Here is a 19,475-nt window from a genome sequence, read left to right on the forward strand (position 1 = left end):
CAATTCTCCAATTTAAATCTTTTCTACAACTCGCAGCTTGGCACTATGTGCCCGATTATTTTCATCTAATTCATTTTCATTTGGTAAAATTGGTTTTCTTGTAATCATTTTTAATTCAGGTTTTAAATAGTCCGGAATAACTGGTAAGCCCTGTGGTACATCGATCTGTGACTTTTCTTTAAAAATATGTTTAACAATCCTATCTTCTTTTGATTGAAATGTTATTACACTAATTCGACCCTTTGGTGCCAAAAGTTCAATCGCTTGTTCGAGCGATCTTTCCAGTGATCCTAATTCATCATTAACCGCAATTCTAATAGCTTGAAAAACTCTTTTGGCCGGATGGCCTCCAGTTCTTCTTCTAGCTGCTGGAATTGCATTTTTTATAATATCTGCTAATTCTAAAGTTGATGTAATTCGATGATCTTCTCTAGTTCTTTCAATCGAACGAGCTATTTGTTTAGAAAACTTCTCATCACTATATTTATAAAAAATACTGACTAAATCACCATAATCCCAGTCGTTAACGATTTTTTCAGCGTCCAACTCTTGTCTTTGATCCATACGCATATCTAAGCGAGCTTCCTTTTTATATGAGAAGCCTCTTTGTGCATCATCAAATTGTGGTGAAGAAACTCCTAAATCGTATACCACACCATCTACGGATGTAACATTCAATTTATTTAGACTTTCTTTCATATCTTCAAAATTACTTCTGATCAAAGTTAACTGATTGCTACCGAGAAATTCACTTTTTTTCAGATTTTCACCGGCTTCAATAGCTTTCTCATCTCGATCAAAAGCATAGACATGACTATTACTTATCTGACTAAGTAATTCTTTAGTATGTCCACCACGACCAAAAGTTGCATCAACATAAATACCATTATCACGCGGATTAAGTTGTTCAATTGTTTCTTTTAATAAAACTGTCTTATGTTTAAATTCTTTAGAAGTCAAAATCCGTCATTTTCTCCGATATTTCTTCAAAATTCTCTTCAGCTTGTTTGCTGAAATCATTCCATCGAGTTTCATCCCAAATTTCAATTCGGTCAGAAACACCAACTATAACGCAATTTTTTTCCAGTTTGGAAAAATCAATTAGAGGTGCTGAAATATTAATTCTTCCTTGCTTATCAAATTCGACTTCCGTTGCGGCCGAATAAAAAAATCTTGTAAAAGAACGAGCATCTTTTTTTGTTAAAGGTAATTTATCTAATTGAGCTTCTAACTTATCCCATTGATTAAGGGGATATCCAAACAGGCAACCATCCATACCACGAGTAATAACAAAACTAGTACCCATTTCTTTACGGAATTTGGCAGGCACAATAATTCGTCCTTTACTATCGATCGTGTGATGAAATTCACCCATGAACATGCCAGTCACCCCAATTCTTTAACACTACTTAATTTACCACAATTCCCCACAATTAACCACTTGATATTGAATATTGGTATTGACAACGAAAAAAAACTCCCGATTCACTGATAAATCAAATTTATCAATGGTGGGAGGTATTTTCTAATACTTATCTGTATATATGATTTAAGTTGCATTAAACAACTTGGTGAAGTAGTATTTCATTATATGAAATCAGATTAGGTGGTGGAAGTTTTGAACGACGAAAAAAAGCCTAAAAGCACTTTAACTAAGATCATTCAAGTTGTTGTTTGGTTAATGATTTTAGTTACCATCGGCGGTGTTGTCCTAGGATCCCTTATGAGTTTTATCTAAAAACAAAGTATGGCATAAGACATTTTAATAATTAATATTCGTGAAGCAAAAAGGGGATGTGGCTAAGCCACATCCTCTTTTTTTATTCTTTAACTATGATAAAACGTTTGAAAACTCGATTTAAAACTATTAACAATACGATCAGCATGATCATGTTGGCGATAAAACTACCACCATTGATTACTAAAGAATAGATCCAAGGGTTCATGGTCTTTGGTGCATATGCTCCCCAGTAAATACCACCGGCCAAAAAGTGAAGAAAATACTTGACCAAAAATCCAAGCGATGAATAAATTATTATCAATCCTAACGGATTTTTACCGTCCTGAATTTTGTTTTTAACTTGAACACTACCAAGTCCTACTAAACCGACAGCCGCAAATGCCAATGGGAATTCAACGATTCCTTGCAGAGGATTTAAGAAACTACCACTACTAAATCCCTTTAAAATTAAATCCAAAATACCCCAAACTAAGCCAGCGGTAAGACCAGGTTTAACACCTCTTCTTAAAGCATAAATTGCCATTGGAATAAGTCCATATTCAACTTGAATAGAAGAAACCCCTAAATCATGAGGTACAAATGACAATGCTTGAGCAGCAGCAACAATAATTGCTCCTTCGGTCAAAACAACTAACCCATTATTTCTAGTTGCAATATTTTTTTGCATATAAAAAGACTCCCTTATAATTTGCCATCACAAGAGAGTCCAACTGTATACAGTGTCCCTAAACACAATCCCTACGCATGTATTAACATAACAGGTTTAAAGGGTCTGAATTTCAATTCACTCTCAGCCAAAGTGGCTCCCCTTGTGTTGACTATTTAATATAAACACACTATATCACATTTAATTATTTCTTCCAAAAATACGACCCAAAAATCCAGTTTTTTTTGATTGGCTCAAAATATCAAGCGGGATATTTTCACCAAGCATTCGATGAGCAATATTTTTATAGCTATGGCCAGCATCACTCTTATCATCAAGCACAACCATATGTCCAGAGTTTGATGCGGCTATCACTTCATCTTCATCAATAACGATTCCCAGTAAAGGAATACCCAAATGATTAACGATATCATCAATTTTCATTGATGTTCCATTATTGATCATATTTTTTCTAACACGATTTATGATCAAATGCGGTGTAATTGGCATATTCATATTTTCCAAAATTCCAACAACTCTATCGGCATCACTGACAGATGCAATTTCTGGATTAGTCACTACTAAAGCACCATCGGCGACAGTGACAGCATTTTGAAATCCATACTCGATGCCAGCTGGACAATCGATCATGACAAAATCAAAGCGCTGTTTCAAATATCCAATAATACTTTCTAAAGATGTTTGATCCAAAGCATACTTGTCAGTAAATTGAGAAGCTGCCAATAAATATAGATTATCATCAAACTTAGGATCACGGACTAATGCTTGTGACAAAACTACTCGACCTTGCGCCACATCAACAATATCGTAAACCACTCGATTAGTTAGTCCTAAAACGGAATCCAAATTACGTAATCCAATATCAAGATCAACCATACAAACCTTTTTCCCAAGACTTGCTAAAACCGTACTAATGTTGGCAGTTGTAGTAGTTTTACCTACTCCACCTTTACCGGAAGTTATAACAATCGAAATCCCCATTATTATACCGTCCTTTTTCTAGAATCATTTATAATCTCACGATAATTCTGCATATCTTCAACATTTATCGTATGAAGATCATCTAGATAAGCAAAACTATTATTTTTAAACTTCTCTGAATTATCCTCAGTAACAATTTCAATTACATCGGCAATTCTAAATTGTGCGGCTCCAGATAAATTTCCACAGATCGCTGCTCCAGTGTTATCAGGATATCCAGCCTGAACAATTCCGTGAACATCACCAATAATAAAAATTGAGCCGGTAGCACTAATATGTGCTCCATCATGTAAAGTTCCTAAAAATAACAGATCACCATCATATTCAAGCTTTTGTCCACTCCGAACAATTCCTGCTTCAACATTTATTTGACTCGCTTTGATCAATTTCTCAATAACAGATTTATCCTCAACATCAGAATCAATACTTTTTATCTCAATTTGAGGATATTCTGAAAATGACGTCTTAAGTTTCTTAATTTGATCATCGGTTAATAATCGATTACCAGTTTTAATAGTAAATTGAATAACTTCTTCTTCAGAAGATCCAACATTTTGATTAGCAATAAGCTTTTTTAATTCTTTTAATGAATTGCTAAAATCGCCCTGATCATTAATGGTCATGACATAACCGTCTTTACTTCCTTTAAGAGTAACGTTACTCATTTACTATCCCTCCTGTATTTAACAAGCCAGTCACTAAGATTGGCTAGCGGAATATAAAGTATAAAAAATACAATAATATTCCATAGTAAAGTGGGTCCTAAAGTAAAGGTTATAAAGTCCATAATATTTACACTAGTTTGTTGTAAGAGTCGTTCCAAAACATAAATTCCAGATTGAATAAATGTTAAAGCTAAAAAGTAAATTGAGATTTCATATCCCATGTTTGCTTTAACAAATAAAAACTTAAAATGATCTACTCCGACCATTGCTAAAGGTAATAAGACTGTATATAATCCTATCAATCCAAAATAATAAGAATCATAAATCAACCCAAACACAACTCCATAAAGAATTAGTTGTCTACGAGTGCTAATTCTCATAGAGAGCATGACTAAGACCATCAGCATAAGCTGAGGAACAATCATAATTTCCCCAGTATTCATATTATTTAAGAAAGCCCATTTCATTAGACCATCTAAATAAAATGCGACTAAGACCAAAATAACTTGGCCCGTAATTTTACGTGTTTTGACGTTCATTACTTTTCACCACTTACTGATGTCTTGATAACAGTTACAACAGTGAAGTTTCTCATTTCAGCTGCGGGAACTATGTAGACAGAATTAGTCATTCCGTAGTTATCTTTTTTAATTGCACTAACTTTACCAATATATAGACCTCTAGGTGTCACCCCACCTAGACCTGATGTAATAACTTTTTGACCTTTTTTAATATCTTTAGTTGAAGTAACATTTTCCATTACCAAATCACCAGATTCGCTGTCATACTTGCTTACAACACCAGTAATATTCTTGTTTTCACTTTGAATTTCAGCTGCAAATTTATCATTTAATTCATTATTAGTTGAAATTAATTCGACTTTAGAACTGATCTTATTAACTTCAACAATACGACCTATCAATCCTTTACCAGACATAACCGGCATGTTCTTTTTAAGACCACTTGTTTGTCCACGATTGATTGTTAAATAATTTTGCCAGCTGCTAGGAGATCTTGACAATACAGATGCATTGATTGAACTGTAATCAGTCAAAGTAGCATTTAATTTCAATTCTTCTTTTAACTTCTTGTTTTCTTCTTGGACAACTTTTAATTTAGCTTGGTTTTGTGCTAATTCGCCAATTTTAGCTTTCAATCGACGGTTTTCAGTATATGTATTATATAAATCTGAAAATTCTGAAGTTGCGTTTTTGACAGCATTAGTTGGGTAGGCAAATATACCTCCGACAATACTAACAGTGTCATTACCTACCTGCTGTATAACAGGAGGAGTATTTTTTTTATCCTTAATATTGACTGATATGGCCAACAATCCGAAGGTCACGATAATGATCAACATTAGAATAATTAACTTTTTATTTGAAAAAAACTTTTGCATTGCTTCCTCCTAATTGAACAAATAAAAAAAACGGGATTAACCCGCTTATTTTTGTCGACGCATTACATCGATATTTTTAAGAGACTCTCCAGTACCGATGGCTACACAATCTAGTGGGTCTTGAGCAATGAATACGGGTACTCCAGTTGCTTCAGAAATGACTTCTGGTAAATGATGTAAAAGGGCACCACCACCAGTAAGTACGATACCATGATCAATTACATCTGCAGCAATTTCAGGAGAAGTTTCTTCAAGTGTTTCTTTAATAGTTTCAATAATTTCTTGAACGTCTTCATGGATAGCTGTAGCTATGTCTTCACCAGTTAATTGAATTGTTTTTGGAAGACCTGTAACTAAATCTCGACCGCGAATTTGCATCGATTCAATTTCTTTAGCTTTTTCGATTGAAGCTGAACCAATTTGAATCTTAACATCTTCAGCAGTTCTTTCACCAATTTGTAAGTTAAAGTTAGTTTTAATAAATGATGAAATTGATTCATCAAATTTGTCACCAGCAACTCGAATTGAACGTGATGAAACGATACCACCTAAGGAAATAGTAGCAACATCTGTTGTACCACCACCGATATCAACAACCATATTACCAGTTGGATCCATAACAGGTAGTCCTGCACCGATCGCAGCAGCAAAAGGTTCTTCAATTACATATGCTTCACGTGCTCCAGCATGTTGAGTTGCCTCAATAACTGCACGTTTTTCAACTTCAGTAACACCACTAGGTACACAAACCATAACTGATGGTTTAGAGTTACCAGCTGTTTTTTCAATGAAATATTTCATCATAGCTGCAGTTGTATCATAATCAGCAATAACTCCATCTCGCATAGGACGAATTGCTGAAATACTTCCGGGTGTACGACCAATCATTTCACGGGCATCGGAACCAACGGCAACGATTTCTCCAGTGTTGTTATTCTTTGCTACAACTGATGGTTCATTAAGGGCAATACCCTTACCTTCTACATAGACAAGAGTATTAGCAGTACCTAAGTCTATACCAAGTTTTTTTGATCCAATACCAAACAATTTATATTCTCTCCTTTAAAGTACACACCACATTTTACGCTAAACAAAATTATATCATACAAAAGGTCAATTTAAACTAGCACAGTTACTTAAACTAAATTAAATTAGATGTCCTCATACTCAAATATGAATTTCTAGTTATTATTAAATGATCAACTAGACCAATTCCGATTAATTGACAACATTTATTCAACCTTAATGAAAAATCCTGATCATTTTTTGACGGCTGTAAGCTTCCTCCCGGATGATTATGGGCAATAATTATTCGGTGCGCCGAAACTCTTAAAGCTTCACGTATAATATCTCGAGGATGAACCGTGGCCGTATCAATAGTACCAATAAAAATGATTCTTTCCATAATAATATGATTACTACTATCTAGATATACCGCAATTAACTTTTCTTGTGGTGAGCTCCCAATTTTTTTTATTAAATGTTCTCCCAATATCGATAATTTCATTATCTTATCAGGTAACTTATCAGCTTTTAATTTACGATCTCCTAATTCTAAAGCAGCCAGAATTTTGCAAGCTTGCGCCACGCCAATTCCCTTTTGGTTCATTAACTGTTTTAAATTTAATTGAAGGTTTTCCGATTGCAACAAAATACCTCTGGATATCTCCAGAATATTTTGCCCTTTAATACCATTTCCTAAAATTACAGCGATTAGTTCTTCTGTTTTTAAAGATGTTATTCCGTGATTTAAAATTTTTTCTCTTAATTTTATCATTGTATCCTAAATTACGAGAACTTTTTTTCTAAATCAGAAATTAGATAAAATGAACCTGTTACTAGTAAAACTTGCTGATCCGTTAAATTATCTTGAAGACTCTTTATTTTACTTCGATAATCTTTTACAAAATCAACATTATTATACACTGAAATATCATAATCAGCTTCATCAGCGGAACGTTGCATATCTAATGTTGTGACATAGACTTTACTAACGTGTTTTGCTAAGTAATTCAAAATATCTTTGCGATCTTTGTCCTTCATTCCAGCGTACACTACAATTATATCTTTATTTTGCCAATTTGATATTAAAGAATTTATTAAATTATAGATTGCTGCAAAATTGTGTGAACCATCCAAAATTATCGTCGGTTCTTTTTGAACGATTTGCATTCGTCCCGGAATTAAATGTGATTCAATTCCTTCTTTGATCAATTCTAAATCAATCTTTTCATGATTAATAGCTTGATAGACTAAAAATGCCTTAATTGCGATCGACATATTCATTGCGGTTGTCTTTTCAAAACCAGCACATTTGATTTTTTCAATTTTGATATTATTATCAACATAATCAAATTCACTTGTATGACCGGAAAGAAAGTTTTCAACTTTAAAATCATGACCAAACTCAAATAACTGACTATCTAAGTCTTTAGATTTATTTAAGACGATATTGCGAATATCATTTTGAAGATAACCAGTAACTATTGGTTTGTGGTTCTTAATTATACCTGACTTTTCAATGGCAATATCTTGAATCGTCGGACCAATTATTTTTTCATGATCCAAATCGATCGAAGTTATAATTGAGACTTCTGGAACAATAACATTAGTTTTATCATGAGCTGCGCCAATGCCAACCTCAATAATAGCAACATCGACTTTTTTTTGAAAGTACATAAACCCTAAAATTACAACAAACTCAAATTCAGTCAGATCTATTTTATCTGTAATCTCTCTAACTTCAGAAACTAATGACACTAATTCATCATCTGAAATCATTTCGTGATTGATCTGAATCCTCTCGTTAAACTTAGTTATAAAAGGAGAAGTAAACATCCCCACTCTTTTGCCAGTCGCTTCTAATAGGTTTGCTAAATAATTACAAGTGCTGCCTTTGCCATTTGTACCAGTTACATGAATAGTTTGATAACTATTTTGAGGATTACCTAATTGATTCAAAGCATTTTTAATATTCTCTAAACTGTTGGTTCTATGAAACTTAGAAAACGAATGTATATAATTGATAGTTTCTTGATAATTTAACACGAAGTAAATCCCCCTAATAATAGTAAAAAGCCGTTATTTGTATAAAAACAAACAACGACTTTTTTGTAGTCAAATGGAAATAGACCACAAACTAACTATTCGTTAATTTGTCACATTCCCCATTATAAGACTATTTATTAGCTTTTAGTTGATCAATTCTTTGATTGATCTTAGCTTGACGTGATTGATAGTCAGCTAATTTTTCTTTTTGTTCAGCGACAACTTTTTCAGGTGCCTTTTTAACAAAGTTTTCATTTGAAAGTTTCTTATTCAAACGAGCTATTTCTTGATCCATCTTTGCCATTTCTTCTTCTTGACGAGCTATTTCTTCATCAAGATCGATCAATTCAGCCAATGGAATATAAACTTCAGTTCCATTTGTAACAGAAGTCATAGCCAATGCTGGTGCATCAAGATCAGTATCAATTTGTAATTCCTTTGGATGTGCAAAACGATCAACGTAATCTTTGTTATTTAAAATAACTTCCTTAACGGCATCATCTTGAGGTTTGATCAAGATATCAATTGCCTTAGAAAGTGGCGCATTAGCTTCAAGACGAATCTTTCTAACTGACTTGATCAAGTCGATTAGAATATCCATATCACTCATAGCTTTTTCATTCTTAAATTCATCATGATTCTCTGGATATGCTGCTAATGAGATCGACTTGCCATTATGTGGCATTGATAACCAAATTTTTTCAGTTACAAATGGCATAATTGGGTGCATTAATTTCAAAATCTTATCCAATACGTAAGTTAACAACATTCTCTTTTGATCTTTGGCATCCCCATCTTCGCCAGTCAATGTTGCTTTACTCATTTCAATGTACCAGTCACAGAAATCATTCCAGATAAAGTTATAAAGATTACGGCCAACTTCACCAAACTCAAATTTATCCATCAAACGATTAACTTCATTAATTGTTTGATTCAATTTAGCCAAGATCCACTTATCAGAAAGATCATAAGTAGTTACCTTAGATAAATCATCCATTGCTGGTGTATTTTCATCAAGGTTCATGATAACAAAACGGCTAGCATTCCAAATCTTATTGATAAAGTTCCAAGCTGAATCCATTTTATCGTAACTAAAACGAGTATCTTGACCAGGAGTTGATCCATTCATTAAGAACCAACGTAAAGCATCGGCTCCATATTTTTCGATAACATCCATTGGATCAATACCATTTCCAAGTGATTTACTCATCTTACGTCCTTGTTCATCACGGATCAAACCATGAATAACCACATGTTCAAACGGACGTTTCTCAGTAAATTTCAAACTTGTAAAGATCATTCTTGAAACCCAGAAGAAGATGATGTCATAACCAGTTACTAAAGTATCAGTTGGGAAGTAGCGTTTGTAGTCATCACTATCTGTATCTGGCCAGCCCATGGTTGAAAATGGCCATAGAGCACTTGAGAACCATGTGTCAAGGACATCACTTTCTTGTGTCCAGTTTTCGATATCCTTAGGTGCTTCTTCACCAACGTACATCTTGCCAGTTTCTTTATTGTACCAAGCAGGAATTTGATGTCCCCACCATAATTGTCTTGAAATAACCCAGTCATGAACATTATCCATCCATTGCGTAAAGGTATCTTCAAAACGTTCTGGAACAAAGTTTACTTTTGAATCCTTCTTTTGGTTCTTCAAAGCTAACTCTGCTAGTGGCTTCATCTTAACAAACCATTGTGTTGAAAGACGTGGTTCAACTTGTACGCCTGAACGTTCTGAATGACCAACACTATGCACGATCGGTTCGATATTTAACATGTAGTCTTGATCTTTAAGATCTTTAACCATTGCTTTACGAGCTTCAAAACGATCCATACCATTATACTTGCCGGCATTTTCATTCATTGTTCCGTCAGCATTCATTGTATTGATACGTTCAAGATCATGACGATTACCAACCGCAAAGTCGTTAGGGTCATGAGCAGGCGTGATTTTAACCATACCAGTACCAAATTCTTTATCAACATAGTGATCAGTAATAATAGGAACTTCACGATTGACTAGCGGTACGATAACTTTTTTACCAACTAAATTAGTATAACGTTCATCACTTGGATTAACGGCAATGGCAATATCACCAAACATTGTTTCTGGACGAGTTGTAGCAATTTCAATATATCCTGATCCATCGGCATAAGGGTACTTAACATGGTAGAAAGCACCTTGATCATCCTTATGAATAACTTCAATATCTGATAGTGCTGTTTGTAGTTGTGGATCCCAATTAATGATATATTCACCACGATAAATCAAACCTTCGTTATATAGGTTAACGAAAACCTTACGAACGGCTTTAGATAAGCCTTCATCAAGAGTAAAACGCTCACGATCATAATCAAGTGATAAACCTAATTTACCCCATTGTGATTTGATGATTGAAGCAAATTCATCTTTCCACTTCCAAACTTCATCAACAAACTTTTCACGTCCCAAGTCATATCTTGAAATACCTTGTTCACGTAATTTAGCTTCAACTTTAGCTTGAGTAGCGATTCCGGCATGGTCCATTCCGGGAAGATACAAGGTATCATATCCTTGCATACGTTTATAGCGGATCAATGTATCTTGAATAGTCGTATCCCAGGCATGACCCAAGTGCAATTTACCAGTAACATTTGGTGGTGGAATAACTATTGAATATGGCTTTGCTTTTTTGTCGCCGGAAGGTTTAAATACTCCTTCATCAAGCCATGTTTGATAACGTCCTGCTTCGACTTCTTTGGGACTATATTTAGTATCCATGTCGATTTCTCTCATAAAAATTCCTCCATAAAATAAAAAAAGCACTCATCCTGAATAGGACGAATGCTCGCGGTACCACCTAAATTAAGAGTCTTAGACTCTTCTCTCAACAGATAACGGTGGCCCGATCATTTTTGATAGCTCCCAGGTAACAATTAATATCTTTAACTAAGCACTTTTCAGCTGACGTGCTCTCTCTAAAGCTAAAGGATTATTAATACTCCTGATCTAAGCTGTTGTTTATGATAATAAAACATTATTTTAAAAACGTCAATCGCTTTAAAGTAAGCTATTGATATTTTCCTGATTACTTTCCATAAAGTGATCACCATGTTCGATGGTAGTGATCTTAACTCCTGCAAGTGATCTTTCAATTAAACCATCAATATCCAAGACACTTTCAAACTTTCTAGTCTTTTCAACATTGGGTCTAGTTTTAGGACTTGGTGGAGCAAAGACTGTACAACAGTCCTCAAATGGTTGGATAGAAAGATTGAACGTATCGATCTTTTCGGCAATTCTTATGATCTCTGTTTTATCCATAGTTGCAACTGGACGAAGAATTGGGGTTGTTGTGACGTCATTGATAGCCAGCATACTCTCTAATGTTTGAGAGGCAACTTGTCCAACAGCCTCACCATTAAAAATGGCTAAAGCGTGTTCTTTTTCACGCAATAGATCTGTTAGTCTCAGCATAAAACGACGTTGGATCGTCATCAAATATCCTTCTGGAACATTAGCTTTAATAGTTTCTTGAATCTCAGCAAAAGGAACTTCAATAAACTTAATATTTCCACCAAAAGCAGTCAACTTGCTAGTTAACTCTTTGGCCTTATTTAACGCTTGTTCTGAAGTATATGGAGGACTAAAGAAATGAACCATTTCAATATCAACTCCACGCTTCAAAGCATAGTATCCTGCAACTGGTGAATCGATCCCACCAGATAGCATCAACATTGCCTTTCCAGCTGTACCGACTGGCAAGCCACCAGCACCTTTGATAGTTAAATATGATAGATAGATTCCATCTTGTCTAACTTCAACAGAAATTTTAATATCAGGGCGTTTCATTTCAACGTCGATTCCTGGAAATTCATCACAAATTGCATCCCCAAGTTGCAGATTAATTTGATTAGTATCCAAGTAATAACTATGGTCTGAACGCTTAGTCCCAACTTTAAAACTCATGCCAGGTTTGTATGCTTCATGCATCATTTCAATAGCTTTTTTCTTAACATCTTCAAAATCTTTTGAAACCTCAACACTTAAAGAAAAGGTTTGAATTCCAAATACATTCTTCAGCTTTTCCATAACTGGCTTAGCATCGACACCGTTTAATTCAATATGAAGACGATCACGATGCGGTCTCATTCTTAAATCAGGATAATCCTTTAAAACTCTAGCGACATTACCGTGCAAACGATCAATGAAGCTTTTACGGTTCTTACCCTTTGTTGACAGTTCACCATAGCGAACCATAATTTCAGTATATTCCATTAAATTCTCCTATTTATGTTTCATTAAATCTAATTCAAAATTTGGAAATGTTGATGAATTTGATCCAAGTTTTTGATAAATTCTTTCATTTCAGCTTCAGTATTATTTTCATCTAAGCTGACACGTACAGCGCTAGTTGCAACTTTTTCAGGTGTACTCATTGCTTTCAAAGTGCTAGATTCCAATCCTTTTTTAGATGAACATGCACTAGTAGTTGAGATATAAATGTCACGATCTTCAAAAGTATGAACCACCGTTTCACCACGAACTCCATCGATCGTAAAACAAATAATATGTGGTGCAAAATCATCTGCTATCTTAGAAAAGACGTGCGTATTTGGAAGACTTTCAATATGTTCGATCAATTCAGATTTCAATTTTAACATCTTATCAGCTTTTTGTGCTTCGTTATCTTTTAATAGACGCAAAGCTTTAGCCATTGCTGCAATAGCTGGTGTATTTTCTGTACCACTTCTAAGATTTTTTTCTTGTCCGCCACCGGCCATAAGTGGCTCTAATTGTTTACCAGATTTCATATAAATGAAGCCAATCCCACGTGGTGCATGGAACTTATGACCAGAAAATGTATAAAAATCAACTCTAGGATCGATAAATTTATCATCAATATTTTTACCGATTGCTTGTGTACCATCAACATGATAACTGATATTTGGATAGTCATCTAAGACCCTAGCCATTTCATGGATCGGCTGAATAGACCCAATTTCGTTATTAACTGCCATAGTAGAAACTAAAATGGTGTCATCTCTAATTGCATCTTTTAGGTCCTTCGCACTGACATGTCCAGTCTTATCAACTGGTAAATATGTGACTTCATATCCTAATTCTTCTAGTTGATGCATTGAATTCATCACTGATGGATGCTCAATAGAAGTCGTAATAATATGTTTTCCAAATTCACGTTTCTTAAAGGCTGTCCCTTTAATGATCCAATTATTACCTTCAGTACCACCACTTGTAAATACTACCTCATAGGGTTTAAAACCCATTAATTGGGCAATTTGCTTACGTGATGTTTCCAATAACTCATAAGCTTTCAAACCTAATTTATGCAAACTAGATGGATTCCCAAAATAATTCAAACTAGCAGCATTATATGTTTGTAATACTGATTCCTCAATTTTTGTTGTTGCACTATTGTCAAAATAAATCATATTTTTTCCCACCAAAATAAAAAGGCCCGCAGGCCTAAAATTTTATCTCTTATACGATACATCAAAACTCTTATTTATGCATTAATTGTCTCTTTAATTCTTTCTACTGAACCCGGTTCAACACGTTCTAGTTCCTTAGAAATTATCTCAACCGCTTTGTTGTAATCGTATTCATTATCGAAAATGGATCTTGAACGTTCCAATTGATCTTTGAACTCATCATCATGATTACCATATCTATTAGCATATTGTATTAACTTTTCTGCTAATTTAACTTGCTGTTTTAATTCGGTAGTCTTTTGAACTAAGTTTTCCAAATCTTCTTGAGCAACGATTACTTGTTTACTAATATCTTCCATATTAACTTGTTTAGAATTCAATTCATCATAGAGTTTATTTATTTCATCGTAAACCATATAGAAATAATCTAAATAATAATCTGGCAAACCATTTAATCTTAATTGCTCTACGATTTTCTTTTGAATCTCTAAACGCTTAGCATATTGATCCACACTATTAACAGCAATTTTTTCACTTGAAATCATCTGGTTAAGACTTTCATTAACCGATTTTTCTTCCTCTTCAATGCGATCCAATTTTTCAATTATATCTTTAAATGTTACTTCGGCTTGCGAATAAATAACTTTTTTATCAGCAATGTCTTGAACATCTTGATCATAGCTTTCACGTAAATCGATCAATTCTTTACGATTATCCTCAATGGATGTCTTATCACTACTTTTAAGTATGTAGTGTTCCTCAAGCTCCTGCATACGTCGTTCCAATTTATTATGTTGATAATTGGCATGATTGATATAGTCTAATACCGGTTTTTGCTGCTTCAATACGCTTCGTTTAGCTTCTACTTCAAGTGTTAAAATGTCATAAAGATTTTCAATATTAGCTTTGATTTTATCATTTAAATTACTTGTTTCATCAAAGTTTAACTCGCCCAAAGCATTATCGGATTTAATCATTTTTTCTTGAACGTCATTGATCAAATCGGCGATATTATCATTAAACTTAAATTGTTGATTCAACAATTTTTGATAAACGTCATTTATCTCTTCTACTTGTCCTGGGAAAATTTCATTTAATTCACGGTGAAGTGGCTCAATAACTTTCAATTGATCAGTTATTAAAGCAATTTTTACTCTAGCATCGTCTAAAAACTGACTAGCTTCTAGATGATCTCCATCTTTAGTAGATGTCTCTTCTTCATCTAATAGTGTGGCGACCTCTGAAAGTTCATCCTCTAAGTTATCAGCCGCTGAACCATAATCAAATGACTGCGTTAAAACTTGTTTACGCAATAATTGGTATCCCTTATGTAATTCATCACGACGTAAGGAATTTTGCTCATCACTATTTGAAAGATTATCCAAATCAGCTTCTAACTTGCCAAATTTAGTCTCAACATTTGACATCTCACCATCAATTTCTTTAAGCAGTTTACTTGCCCCGAAAACTTTAAACTGAGTATTCTTATATTCAGCCTTTCTCATTTCAGTAGAAATATCAGGAACAACTTCATTTAACTGCTGATAATATTCCTTTTTAACGCTGACAAAGCGCTCACTACTTGAACCGGTTAGATTCATATCTTCGATTTTTATAATTTTATCTTTGAAACGATCTTCTTTTAAGTTAGTTATATTGTCCTTATAACTATTCAATACTCCAGCGTTCTTCTTTTGCAAGAACCACATATACCACAAGAAAACCAGCACCAATAAGATAATTACAATAATAATTATAGACACATTTACACCCCTAATGATGTTACTTAACATTCATACTCAAAAGTATAACAAAAATTCTTGTTACTATTACTGATGTTCCATATTCATAATAAAGTTTTAAATATTTACTTTGACAATGGTTATTATTCACGTTACACTAGTCCTCGTGTAAAATATGCAGCAAAGAGCGACAAGAACGTCAACAGTTAAAGGCTTTTTGTTCGATTAGTAACCTGTGGCTGCGCATGGTGAAGATCGTAACGATAACTGCACGAATGTTAAGCTCACGTTAATTATTTTACTCCATTACAATTTTGGAGGAATTTATTTATGTCTAGATATACAGGACCTCGTTGGAAATTATCCCGTCGTTTGGGTATTTCACTATCAGGATCAGGAAAAGAAATTGCACGTCGTAACTATGCACCAGGTCAACATGGACCAAATAGTCGTCGTAAGATTTCAGAATACGGTCAACAATTAACAGAAAAGCAAAAGTTACGTTTCATGTATGATGTTAACGAACGTCAATTCCGTAACCTCTTCTTACGTGCCGGTAAACTTGAAGGTATCCACGGTGTTAACTTGATGATCCTTCTTGAAACAAGACTTGATAATGTTGTTTACAGATTAGGTTTAGCAAGCTCACGTCCACAAGCTCGTCAACTTGTAAACCATGGTCATATCACTGTTGATGGCAAACGTGTTGATATTCCATCATACGAAGTACAAATTGGTCAAAAGGTTTCTCTACGTGAAAAGTCAAAAGACTTAGCTATCGTTAAGGAAAATCTTGAAAATGTTGTTGGTCGCCCTGGTTTTGTTAGCTTCGACGATAACACATTGACAGGTTCTCTAGTACGTAACCCAGAACGTGACGAACTAGAACCAAATATTGATGAATCACTAGTTGTTGAATACTACAACCAAATCCTTTAATATTTATCTTAAACATCCACTTAAGTGGGTGTTTTTTTATTATAAAAAACAGGCCGCCTAATTGACGACCTGTTCATTTATTTCAACCATTAGCTGGCTCAATTTCATAAATTTATCAAATAACAAGGTATCAAAATTACCCTCACTAACAATATCAGAGTCTTTATTTAAGGTAAATCCAATTACAAAGTCACTTGATTTTACAGACAAATATCTTTTAAAAACATCATCATAAGAATTTGCGTTAAAGAGTTCTGGTTGAGTGTGATCATTTGATACACCCCACCCCTCTTTAATGATCCTATCCTTCATTTTTTCTATCAAGGGATAATATTCTGATCTCTTATTAATGTCGGCCAATAAACTCAAAGTTATGAAATATCTGTCGGGCCATAATCCAAGTTCGACATGAGGTGTTTTTTTATACCCACGTTTATTCTGATTGATCGCCAACCAAGTATCAGGTGGTGGATTTTTTGTTCTACGTTGGTGTTTGGCTATTTTCATATAAAATTGTGCTTGATATTTTTCTTCGAGCGCCGTCATTAATTCGTCACCAATTTTTTGGAACTTTGGATCAAGTTGCTGGCGAATTAATTCTAAGCGTCCGGATAATGTATCATCATCAAAAACTTCAAAATCACTTTTCTTAAACATCATATTCTTCCTTTGTTGTAGAATATACATATTGATTATATAGGAGGTATCATGCAAAAACCACTAGCATATCGTATGAGACCAACTAACATTGACGAAATTGTTGGTCAACAACACCTAGTTGGTCCAAATAAAATCATCCGAAGAATGGTTGAAGCCAAAATGCTATCTTCGATGATCCTTTATGGACCACCTGGTATTGGTAAAACTAGTATTGCCAGCGCTATTGCCGGAAGCACCAAATATGCTTTTAGAAAGCTTAATGCGGCTACTGATAGTAAAAAGGATCTGCAAATTGTAGCTGAAGAAGCAAAAATGAGCGGCACTGTTGTGCTGCTTTTAGATGAAATTCATCGATTAGATAAAACCAAACAAGATTTTTTGTTACCACTTTTAGAAAGTGGTTCAATAATTTTGATCGGTGCAACTACTGAAAATCCTTATATCAATATAAGCCCTGCTATTCGTTCTAGAGTGCAAATCTTTGAACTGTATCCATTATCAGTAGATGACCTAAAAAAAGCCGTAGAGCGTGCTTTAGGTGATAATAAGAACGGTTTGGGACAATATGATGTTCAAATAGACGATGTCGCATTAAATATATTGGTCGGGTCGACTAATGGTGATCTTAGAAGTATTTTAAATGGACTGGAATTATCCGTCCTTTCAACCAAAAAAAACGACCAAGGAAAAATTCATATAGAACTGCACGATATTGAAGAATCGATCCAAAAGAAAGCCATCTCGGCAGATAAAGACGGAGATAGTCATTACGATGTTATCTCAGCTTTTCAAAAGTCAATTAGAGGCAGTGATCCTGACGCAGCATTACATTATTTAGCCAGACTACTAGAAGCCGGTGAACTTACGACTGCTATCAGAAGACTTTTGATCTGTGCGTACGAAGATGTCGGCTTAGCAAATCCTCAAGCTTGCTCTCGTGCGGTCCAAGCAGCTCAAGTTGCTCAAATGGTCGGACTGCCTGAAGCGAGAATTCCCTTAGCTAATGCCGTAATTGATTTATGTTTATGTCCAAAATCAAATTCTGCTATGTCAGCAATTGATTCTGCATTAGATGACGTTAGAAAAGGCAAAGCCAATTCGATCCCTGATGACTTAAAAGATGCTCATTATAGTGGTGCCAAGAAGCTCGGACATGGTGTAGGATATAAATATCCTCATAACTACCCAAATGATTGGATAAAACAACAATATCTTCCTGATAATCTGATCCACACTATATATTACACACCAAAAAATACTGGTAAATATGAGCAAGCTTTAAATATGCGTTTGAATCAATTGAATGACTGGAAGAAAAAAACAAATTGGAGTAATAAAGAACATGGTAATTAAGATCCTAATGGCACTATTCATTTTATTTCTACTAGCTCTTTCTTATAATTTATGGTATCACAGCGATAAGAAGTTTTTGATTTACTCACCTGATGAAAATTCCACTCTGAAATCGGCAATGAGAATTACATCAGTGATTTTAGTTGTCATATCTATTGTGGGCGTTATCATATTACTAGTGGGTAGTGAAAAAGCTAATTTCATTACTTTACTTTTAGGTAGTTTAACTGCAGCGATATTTTCAATTTATTTAGCAAATATCAACAGATAGCTGTATTTATTTTTCCGAATAAACTAAAATATAAGTATAGGTATATTACTTATACCAATACAATAACGGGGTGATTATTATGTTACAACAATACAAAAACATTCTCGTACCAATCGATGGATCCTTTGAAGCTGAATTAGCTTTCAAAAAGGCTGTCGAAGTAGCAAAAAGAAATAAGGCCGCTGTACACTTACTACATGTAATTGATACACGTGCATTTCAAAATGTTTCTAGTTTTGATTCAACTATGGTTGAACAAATCACAGAAAAAGCAAAAGAAACAGTTAAAGGTTATGTTAAAACAGCCAAGGATGCTGGATTAACTGAGATCGATTATAGTATCGAATACGGTGCCCCTAAAGCAATCATTGCTAATGACTTCCCTAAGAAATTAGGTGTTGATTTAATCATGATCGGTGCAACTGGTTTAAATGCTATGGAAAGATTGTTAATTGGTTCTGTTACAGAATATGTAACAAGAACAGCAGCTTGTGATGTACTGGTTGTTAGAACTGATTTAGATAATAATCCAATTAAAAATGTTAAAAAGAATAAATAGTTAATATTAAAAGA

General features: G+C 34.2%; 20 protein-coding genes, 1 riboswitch and 1 other annotated feature. Of the genes, 5 read left to right on the forward strand and 15 right to left on the reverse strand.

Annotated elements, in window-relative coordinates; genetic code table 11:
* Positions 1 to 12 precede the first annotated feature (12 nt).
* Positions 13 to 960 carry a 16S rRNA (cytosine(1402)-N(4))-methyltransferase RsmH gene (rsmH, locus tag EKM77_RS02570; protein ID WP_125592329.1) on the reverse strand — a complete coding sequence of 316 codons (948 nt, stop codon included), beginning with the start codon at positions 958 to 960 and terminating at the stop codon, positions 13 to 15.
* Positions 950 to 1,381 (reverse strand): division/cell wall cluster transcriptional repressor MraZ, encoded by a 432-nt coding sequence (gene mraZ, locus EKM77_RS02575; protein ID WP_125592331.1) that lies wholly within the window; start codon positions 1,379 to 1,381, stop codon positions 950 to 952. The genes rsmH and mraZ overlap by 11 nt, the downstream gene beginning before the upstream one ends.
* 237 nt (positions 1,382 to 1,618) lie before the next feature.
* Between mraZ and EKM77_RS02580 the strand changes: the two genes are divergently transcribed.
* Positions 1,619 to 1,738 carry a DUF4044 domain-containing protein gene (locus EKM77_RS02580; protein ID WP_083480759.1) on the forward strand — a complete coding sequence of 40 codons (120 nt, stop codon included), beginning with the start codon at positions 1,619 to 1,621 and terminating at the stop codon, positions 1,736 to 1,738.
* 82 nt (positions 1,739 to 1,820) lie between these two features.
* Here EKM77_RS02580 and thiT read toward each other — a convergent pair whose 3' ends face one another.
* From thiT to EKM77_RS02640, 12 genes are all read right to left on the reverse strand, one after another.
* The gene (thiT, locus tag EKM77_RS02585) at positions 1,821 to 2,408 is read right to left on the reverse strand and encodes an energy-coupled thiamine transporter ThiT (protein ID WP_125592333.1); all 588 of its coding nucleotides are present in this window, start codon (positions 2,406 to 2,408) and stop codon (positions 1,821 to 1,823) included.
* Positions 2,409 to 2,458: 50 nt separating this feature from the next.
* Positions 2,459 to 2,561, reverse strand: a riboswitch (TPP riboswitch).
* A gap of 27 nt (positions 2,562 to 2,588) precedes the next feature.
* Positions 2,589 to 3,389: a septum site-determining protein MinD gene (gene minD, locus EKM77_RS02590; RefSeq protein ID WP_125592335.1), complete on the reverse strand. Its 801-nt coding sequence runs from the start codon at positions 3,387 to 3,389 to the stop codon at positions 2,589 to 2,591.
* A 2-nt stretch (positions 3,390 to 3,391) separates the two neighbouring features.
* On the reverse strand, positions 3,392 to 4,054 hold the full coding sequence (locus EKM77_RS02595) for a septum site-determining protein MinC (RefSeq protein ID WP_125592337.1): 663 nt from the start codon (positions 4,052 to 4,054) through the stop codon (positions 3,392 to 3,394).
* On the reverse strand, positions 4,051 to 4,593 hold the full coding sequence (gene mreD, locus EKM77_RS02600) for a rod shape-determining protein MreD (RefSeq protein ID WP_125592339.1): 543 nt from the start codon (positions 4,591 to 4,593) through the stop codon (positions 4,051 to 4,053). The genes EKM77_RS02595 and mreD overlap by 4 nt, the downstream gene beginning before the upstream one ends.
* A complete protein-coding gene (mreC, locus tag EKM77_RS02605; RefSeq protein WP_125592341.1) occupies positions 4,593 to 5,453 on the reverse strand; it encodes a rod shape-determining protein MreC in 861 nt (286 codons plus the stop codon). Before mreC ends, mreD begins: the two co-directional genes overlap by 1 nt.
* Before the next feature lie 45 nt (positions 5,454 to 5,498).
* Complete coding sequence (locus tag EKM77_RS02610) at positions 5,499 to 6,500, reverse strand: rod shape-determining protein (protein WP_057765642.1); 1,002 nt, start codon at positions 6,498 to 6,500, stop codon at positions 5,499 to 5,501.
* A 94-nt stretch (positions 6,501 to 6,594) separates the two neighbouring features.
* On the reverse strand, positions 6,595 to 7,230 hold the full coding sequence (radC, locus tag EKM77_RS02615) for a RadC family protein (RefSeq protein ID WP_125592343.1): 636 nt from the start codon (positions 7,228 to 7,230) through the stop codon (positions 6,595 to 6,597).
* Positions 7,231 to 7,241: 11 nt separating this feature from the next.
* A complete protein-coding gene (locus tag EKM77_RS02620; RefSeq protein WP_125592345.1) occupies positions 7,242 to 8,501 on the reverse strand; it encodes a bifunctional folylpolyglutamate synthase/dihydrofolate synthase in 1,260 nt (419 codons plus the stop codon).
* A 130-nt stretch (positions 8,502 to 8,631) separates the two neighbouring features.
* Complete coding sequence (locus tag EKM77_RS02625) at positions 8,632 to 11,280, reverse strand: valine--tRNA ligase (protein ID WP_125592347.1); 2,649 nt, start codon at positions 11,278 to 11,280, stop codon at positions 8,632 to 8,634.
* A gap of 37 nt (positions 11,281 to 11,317) precedes the next feature.
* Positions 11,318 to 11,505: a binding site (T-box leader), on the reverse strand.
* A 39-nt stretch (positions 11,506 to 11,544) separates the two neighbouring features.
* Positions 11,545 to 12,762, reverse strand: a complete 1,218-nt coding sequence (gene thiI, locus EKM77_RS02630) for a tRNA uracil 4-sulfurtransferase ThiI (RefSeq protein ID WP_125592349.1) — start codon at positions 12,760 to 12,762, stop codon at positions 11,545 to 11,547.
* 29 nt (positions 12,763 to 12,791) lie between these two features.
* The gene (locus EKM77_RS02635; RefSeq protein WP_125592351.1) at positions 12,792 to 13,937 is read right to left on the reverse strand and encodes a cysteine desulfurase family protein; all 1,146 of its coding nucleotides are present in this window, start codon (positions 13,935 to 13,937) and stop codon (positions 12,792 to 12,794) included.
* Between the two features lie 74 nt (positions 13,938 to 14,011).
* Entirely contained in the window at positions 14,012 to 15,700 is a 1,689-nt protein-coding gene (locus EKM77_RS02640; protein WP_125592353.1) for a septation ring formation regulator EzrA, read from the reverse strand.
* Between the two features lie 309 nt (positions 15,701 to 16,009).
* Here EKM77_RS02640 and rpsD point away from each other — a divergent pair, with 309 nt between their 5' ends.
* The gene (gene rpsD / locus EKM77_RS02645) at positions 16,010 to 16,618 is read left to right on the forward strand and encodes a 30S ribosomal protein S4 (RefSeq protein ID WP_125592355.1); all 609 of its coding nucleotides are present in this window, start codon (positions 16,010 to 16,012) and stop codon (positions 16,616 to 16,618) included.
* Positions 16,619 to 16,675: 57 nt separating this feature from the next.
* Here rpsD and EKM77_RS02650 read toward each other — a convergent pair whose 3' ends face one another.
* The gene (locus EKM77_RS02650; protein ID WP_125592357.1) at positions 16,676 to 17,275 is read right to left on the reverse strand and encodes a DUF1054 family protein; all 600 of its coding nucleotides are present in this window, start codon (positions 17,273 to 17,275) and stop codon (positions 16,676 to 16,678) included.
* 51 nt (positions 17,276 to 17,326) lie between these two features.
* Here EKM77_RS02650 and EKM77_RS02655 point away from each other — a divergent pair, with 51 nt between their 5' ends.
* From EKM77_RS02655 to EKM77_RS02665, 3 genes are all read left to right on the forward strand, one after another.
* Positions 17,327 to 18,631: a replication-associated recombination protein A gene (locus EKM77_RS02655; protein ID WP_125592359.1), complete on the forward strand. Its 1,305-nt coding sequence runs from the start codon at positions 17,327 to 17,329 to the stop codon at positions 18,629 to 18,631.
* The gene (locus tag EKM77_RS02660; protein ID WP_125592361.1) at positions 18,621 to 18,902 is read left to right on the forward strand and encodes a hypothetical protein; all 282 of its coding nucleotides are present in this window, start codon (positions 18,621 to 18,623) and stop codon (positions 18,900 to 18,902) included. Before EKM77_RS02655 ends, EKM77_RS02660 begins: the two co-directional genes overlap by 11 nt.
* 79 nt (positions 18,903 to 18,981) lie before the next feature.
* Entirely contained in the window at positions 18,982 to 19,461 is a 480-nt protein-coding gene (locus EKM77_RS02665; protein WP_125592363.1) for a universal stress protein, read from the forward strand.
* Positions 19,462 to 19,475 lie beyond the last annotated feature (14 nt).

The organism is Companilactobacillus baiquanensis, from assembly GCF_003946605.1.
Lineage (GTDB): Bacteria > Bacillota > Bacilli > Lactobacillales > Lactobacillaceae > Companilactobacillus > Companilactobacillus baiquanensis.